Annotated in this window: 5 protein-coding genes; 2 read left to right on the plus strand and 3 right to left on the minus strand. The window is 42.0% G+C overall.

Annotated features, from left to right (window positions below):
• Nucleotides 1-14: 14 nt before the first annotated feature.
• From BLW16_RS08450 to BLW16_RS08460, 3 genes are all read right to left on the minus strand, one after another.
• A complete protein-coding gene (locus BLW16_RS08450; RefSeq protein ID WP_090556101.1) occupies nt 15-3290 on the minus strand; it encodes a SusC/RagA family TonB-linked outer membrane protein in 3276 nt (1091 codons plus the stop codon).
• Nucleotides 3291-3341: 51 nt separating this feature from the next.
• Nucleotides 3342-3971 carry a helix-turn-helix domain-containing protein gene (locus BLW16_RS08455; RefSeq protein ID WP_090556102.1) on the minus strand — a complete coding sequence of 210 codons (630 nt, stop codon included), beginning with the start codon at nt 3969-3971 and terminating at the stop codon, nt 3342-3344.
• A gap of 206 nt (nt 3972-4177) precedes the next feature.
• A complete protein-coding gene (locus BLW16_RS08460) occupies nt 4178-4696 on the minus strand; it encodes a hypothetical protein (RefSeq protein ID WP_090556103.1) in 519 nt (172 codons plus the stop codon).
• 417 nt (nt 4697-5113) lie between these two features.
• Between BLW16_RS08460 and BLW16_RS08465 the strand changes: the two genes are divergently transcribed.
• Together BLW16_RS08465 and BLW16_RS08470 are read left to right on the plus strand one after the other, a co-directional pair.
• The gene (locus BLW16_RS08465) at nt 5114-5500 is read left to right on the plus strand and encodes a helix-turn-helix domain-containing protein (RefSeq protein WP_090556104.1); all 387 of its coding nucleotides are present in this window, start codon (nt 5114-5116) and stop codon (nt 5498-5500) included.
• Nucleotides 5501-5616: 116 nt separating this feature from the next.
• On the plus strand, nt 5617-6009 hold the full coding sequence (locus tag BLW16_RS08470; protein ID WP_090556105.1) for a hypothetical protein: 393 nt from the start codon (nt 5617-5619) through the stop codon (nt 6007-6009).
• Nucleotides 6010-6087 lie beyond the last annotated feature (78 nt).

Raw genomic sequence — 6087 nt, forward strand, 5'->3', positions numbered from 1 at the left:
TTTAATTTTGTTGATTAAAAACTTCCTTTAAATCCAATAGCTAAAGTTTTGGGCAGTGGTATGCCGCTGCTGTAATCAGGATCCACCTTACGTCCTGTTGCTTTCCATAAGATGCCCAGGTTAGAAGCATAAGCAAATACCGTCAGATGCTTTAGCCAGGCCTTCGCAGTATTCCTTATCCCCGGAGAATAGCCCAGCCTCAAATCCTGCAACCTGATATGGTCTCCCTTTTCTATCAAAGCAGATGATGAAGAATATACCGCATCGCGGGAGCTGTTCACCGGATAAACCAATGCAGGGACAGAGGTCAGCAATTCATCCCCGGGCTTCTGCCAGCGCTGTTCGTAATCTTCCTGCTGATACCGCGAAGCTCCGTACACCGTTGCTGCATATACTGACGAACTGGATAGCGAAGCTCTTCTGAACACGTATCCCAGCTTATACACGATATTGAATGACAGCTGGAACGCTTTCCATGAAATGTTATTCATGATATTACCATAATATTTTGGTGTAAGCGTGCCGTTATATTCCAGATCATTGATATTGGTAGAATTGGTTATTCCGGGATAATTGGTGCTGGTTACACCATTCAGCACAGCCTGGGGATTGCCCTGGTTGTCCAGCCCTCTCCAGCGGTAAGAAAACACAGCATAATACGAACGTCCTATTACAGGGCTCATGAAGTTGTTATTTACGATTGAACCATTATCAACTGCTTTTACCTTATAGTCCGTAATTTTGTCTGTATTGTAGTTGAAATGGAACTGGGCAGACCAGCTGAAACCTCCTACCTTCAGGTTATTTGAATTCAGCGTCACATCCACCCCCTGGCCCCTCATGCTGGCAGTATTGCCAGTAAAGGAAGATACTCCTGTCTGTTGCGCAATGGGCGAAGTCCCGATCAGATCAAAGCCACTCTTGATCCAGTATTCCACACTGCCGGATAATACATTAGCGCGCGTTTGAAAATCCAGGCCTAAGTTGATGTTCCTCACCTGCTCCCAGCGCAGCGAAGGGTTGGGTGGGTTCGTAATTGTGACATAGGGAACATTCCAGAGGTTGTTCAGTCCCATCGCCTGCGCCGTAAGGTAAGCCGATACCGATTTATTTACGTTTCCGCTATAACCATAGGTGGCACGCAACTTCAGGTACGTCAGCTGGTCAAAATGGTAGAAACTTTCATTGCTGATATTCCAGGCCAGTCCTGCAGACCACAGCGGCACACCTTTTTGATTGGTCTTTACCCCAAAGAGATTCGATTCGTCCTTCCTGGCACTTGCAGAAAGGATGTACCTGTCATTGTAGGTATAAGAACCATTAAAGAAATAAGAGCGGTACCTGTCTATTGTGCTCGCATTGGCAATGTTTAATGGAATCCTTGATGAGTTAAAGCCATAAATACCCGGATAAAGCACTGTCGGATTAATCGTGTTGTTTTTGTTGGACAGGGTTTCGTTATCGAAGCCGTACAACGTAAAAGAATTGAACTTACTCTGGTAATCCTTTACCTCAATCCCTCCTATTGCATTTACAGCATGTTTTCCAGCAATCAGCTTCTCATAGTTCAGCTGTCCCCTTGCATAGTGCGAGTAATACAGCCGGGACGAATTATCAGCGATCTCACCCAACGGCACCGGATAGGTGACCACACCAGTAGCCTGGTTGATCTGCGAATAGGTATTGATGATATCCCTCGTGTAGTAAGAGGCTAATGTATTCCGTTTGACCTGCTCATCCACGCCTTTATCATAGGTGTAACTACCAGACAGGCGCAGCGATTTCAGAATCTCGTATGACAGGCCTACATTGATCCTGTAATCCGTTAACCGCGAGCGTTGCGTGGTTGACGGGTTCCGTATTTCATCCAGTGGTTTGTAATGCCAGTCCAGCAGTCTTCCTTTTCCAACTGTATCTACATAAGGGAGCCGCAGGGTTTTTGTAATTGCCAGTGCATTCCCATTCTGGTCAGCCAGGTTTTCATAAGGAAACTGCGGCGTATAAGCCGTTCCGTCTACATTGGCATTGCTGGCGGTAAACATAATGCCGGTCACCACTTCAAGTTTATTGTTCAGCATGGATACTGTGTTACTGGCATTCAGGCTGATGCGGTCGTTACTGTTGATCACCGTATTCGCCTGGTTTTTATCGTAGCCCATCGAAACATAATACTTGTTATTCGCCCCTCCCCCGTTTACACTCAGCTGGTATTGCTGGTTTACACTTGGCCGGTAGTAATACTTTTTCAGGTCATCCCTGTTGTCATGCATAGCAATGGAGTCAAGCAGAGCTGATTTGCGCTGCTCTGTGATGGTACCTTTCCTGTTCTGCAGCATGATCTCTACCGCAGGGGAAAGGCTACTATATCCATTGTTGATCACGGTATTGTAAGCGCCCTTGTCAAAAAGGAATTGCTCAATTCCAATGAACTGCTGATTGGTTAGCTGTGGCCTGTAATATAAGTCTGGCCGGCCTCCGATAGTCACATTTGAATTTAAGGTTACCATCGGTTTCTGGTTGAACACTCCTTTGTAGGTAGTGATCACAATTACCCCATTACCTGCACGGGAACCCCAGATGGACGAAGCAGCACCATCTTTTAAGACCGTGACAGATTTTACATCCTGCGGATTGATATTGGAAATATCACCGTCGTAAGGGAAATTGTCCAGGATGATCAGAGGATTCGCATCCGAAGCAATCGTGCTACGTCCTCTCACGCTGATATAAGGAGTATTGCCTGTTTTGTTCCGGTTAAAGATCAACCCGCTGGTCACCCCATCCAGGCGATCAAGGATATTGGTACTTACTTTCCTGTTCAGAAGGGCGCTGTCTATCAATACAAAACTGCCGGTAGCTCTTTCTTTTGGAATGCTTTGATAACCGGTACTCACTATGCCTACCTCATTCAGCTGCCCGTAGGATTCTTTCATCCTGATTTCTCCAAGGTCCTTCTTTACCCTCATTTCAAGCTGCTGAAAACCCAGATGGGAAATTGTCAGCACTGCATGATCATCAACAGCAAGAAGCCAGAAATAACCCTGTAAATCGGAAAGGACGGTTGTTTTACCGTCCTTTATTTTTATTACTGCACCTGCTATTCCGTTACCGTCTTCATCTACTATCCTTCCGCGGACTTTTATATTTATTCTCAATGCCTGAGGCGTTTTGGAAGTTAAAGCATACACTTGCCTTGCAGATCCACACGTCATCAGGATGGTGATTTGCAATAAGAGCAGGATTTTGCAGGCATAGGAACTCCTCCTGCCTGCGATGACGAGATTTTTCATCGTTAATCAGATTTATAAATGGTTAGAAATTGAGGCGCCAAAGAAAGGACTCTAACGCTCTTCGTATTTGTAAGCAGAATTTTGGTGTGTCACTAAACGTAGTGGTCCATATTCATTTTCATTGGCTACACACATGCGCTCCATAGCTACATGAGTAAATAGTGGGCTTAGATGAGTGGGAAGCAGTTTATTGATAGCATGAAACACTTCCATTGGCAATTTAGCTTCGTAGAAATAACCCGAACGCAGCAGTATATCAATCGTATCTTCAACAATGGACAGCGTATCATCCCCCTCCGGAAGATCTTCAAATTCCCAGCTTACATCCTCCCTCAACCGAAACAGTTCTTCTTCTTCATTCTGTTCGTTCACACTGTAATAAGTATGAATCCACTTTCCGTTATATTTCTCTTTGTGTACTGATATGAGCAACTGCGTATTATCATCTACTGAAGGAAAGAAGCGATGTAGCATACTTTCTTCCAGTGCGACTGCTATCCTTTCAAGTTCATCACTGGTATAAAATGGACGTTGAAGGGATTCAACCTCTTCAACATATTCAGGTGTCACACCGATTAAAAAAGAAAGCTGTCCAGCAGTATAGCCTTTGGCAATTCTTTGCAACATGATGCGGTATAGGGTTTCTAATTGGAATACTGTGATTACTTTAGTAGTTTTCATTTATGATATAAGTTTAAAAGTTAGACAAAGCGCCGCCATCACGAGATATTTGATGCCCTCGTTGCAGATCTGAATAAAAGAAAAAAGCGGGCGGTATGGAACATCATCCAACCTAAATTATACCGCCCGCTACTGACTTAATCAGGTGGTTTAATGATGGTTGTTTGTGAATGGAGAGTTGATGTTTGCATGATGGTTATTGTATACTAGGGTTTACCAGAATTCTTTTTATCGGTATTATTGGGAGTATCCGGCATTACATAACCGACATCTGAAACCACCGGGGGCTTTAAGGCATACGGGAATTTGGTGTAATACTCTTCCAGTACGATTTCCATAGTGAGATCCTGGATGGTGATTACTTCCCGCATCCAGGTGACCAGTGCAACCAGGCACTTCTCAGATCTGCTTAGAACTCCCAAGCCTTTAATCTTGGGGAAAGGATCTGCAGATGACTTTGTATTTGAGTTTTTTTGTTTTTTCTTACTTCTTTCATTCAGGATGATTGGAGAATCTACTAGGTCAGCTAGGATGATAATGAAGTCCAAAATGGTAGTGATATCAGAAACCCGAAGCTTGGTTAGCTTCTTTTGGCTTAGGATAGCTAGGACAGTTCTGTGGAATGTCGCGACATGGGCATAGGTGTATTTTGAGGGAACATACTGCGCCTGTTCTTTATTCTTTACTGTAGAAATTTTGGGTGATTCTTTTCTGTTAGTACTCATTTCTATTTGGTTAGAATTTAAAAATGAATCTCTTCTACAACATTATCCAAAATAATAGGGCTTGGACTTCACTGCTTTTGCACGCGGTACCGCCAGGAACCACTCAAACCCTAAAAGGATTTAAGTTGACAACAAAAGACTTAAGTGAAGTCCAAGCCCTATTTCTTCTTGATACCGCAAAGGTAAAAAGAATCCACAGAGAATGGACTTATCACTTATCTTCTTGCTGTCTAACTGGCGGTTTTCCGTGCAAGAGATTTCATTCACCTACTAATACAATAGGTTTTTACCTTAAAAATTACTCATTGTTTATAAATAGTTATTTTATTAAGCAAATGTAAGTAAAATAATTTATTACATCCACATATCGAGGTGTTAAATATTTTATTTTTTGCTCTCTTGCTTTCCATTAAACTAATGATGGAAGAGATTATTAATATCACTATGTCTGAGCTTGACTATTTTTTAATCAAGCGTATAAAAGAACTTCGTGATCACCATAATCTATCGCAGGTGCAGTTGAGTCATAAAATGAATTTATCATCTGGATTTGTAGGAAAAGTTGAATTATTGACTGCGCCTGATAAGTATAGCATCCGTCATTTGAAATTACTGGCGAATGTTTTTAAAGTAGAAAGCATTGGCGAATTATTCCCCATTCCCCTTCCAGAGCACGATTTAATAGTGCTTACTCTAAGAATTACTTACAATCAAAAAAAAGATGGTACCCCTTCAAAAAAGAAACTAACTGAGGTGATTAAGATAGATCCAGTTAAACCTAAAAAAGATTCAGAAGATTCTTAATATCCCATGCACTGTTCTTAAATAATCATTTGAACCATATTCGGCTCTTAACGCAGTATTGTTGAAAGTTAACAACCCACGAAGTTTCACATCCCAGAATTACCAAAAGAAAGCTCATGCCCACCAACGAAAAACCAAAGAGAAATCCTAAATGGAATCGGGATGAAATCATTTTAGCGTTAGACCTTTATTTCAGAATTAGACCAGGACAAATTCATTCCAGTAATCCTGAGGTCATAGCCCTCTCCATTCTAATAAACAAGTTACCGAGCTTCGAGGACAAACCTGATCAAGAACGGTATCGGAACGCCAATGGAGTAAGTTTGAAATTGAGTAATTTTTTAGCCATAGATGATTCACAGGAACAAAAGGGAATGCAATCCTTCAGCCGCTTAGACCAGGAAATCTTCAATGAATTTAAGGACAAAAAAGAAATCCTTAGAAATATCGTAAGAAAAATCAAGGCAGCGTTAAATGATCCGGAAATCAACCTGGAATTGCAACATTAAAGTTGACATTTAGTTAAGCGGCAATATTTTGTTTATTTAAGTTTCTACCAAATTCTTCTGGGGACAAGTATCCCAGTG

It is taken from the genome of Pedobacter hartonius (genome assembly GCF_900107535.1).
In the GTDB taxonomy this organism is placed as follows: domain Bacteria; phylum Bacteroidota; class Bacteroidia; order Sphingobacteriales; family Sphingobacteriaceae; genus Pedobacter; species Pedobacter hartonius.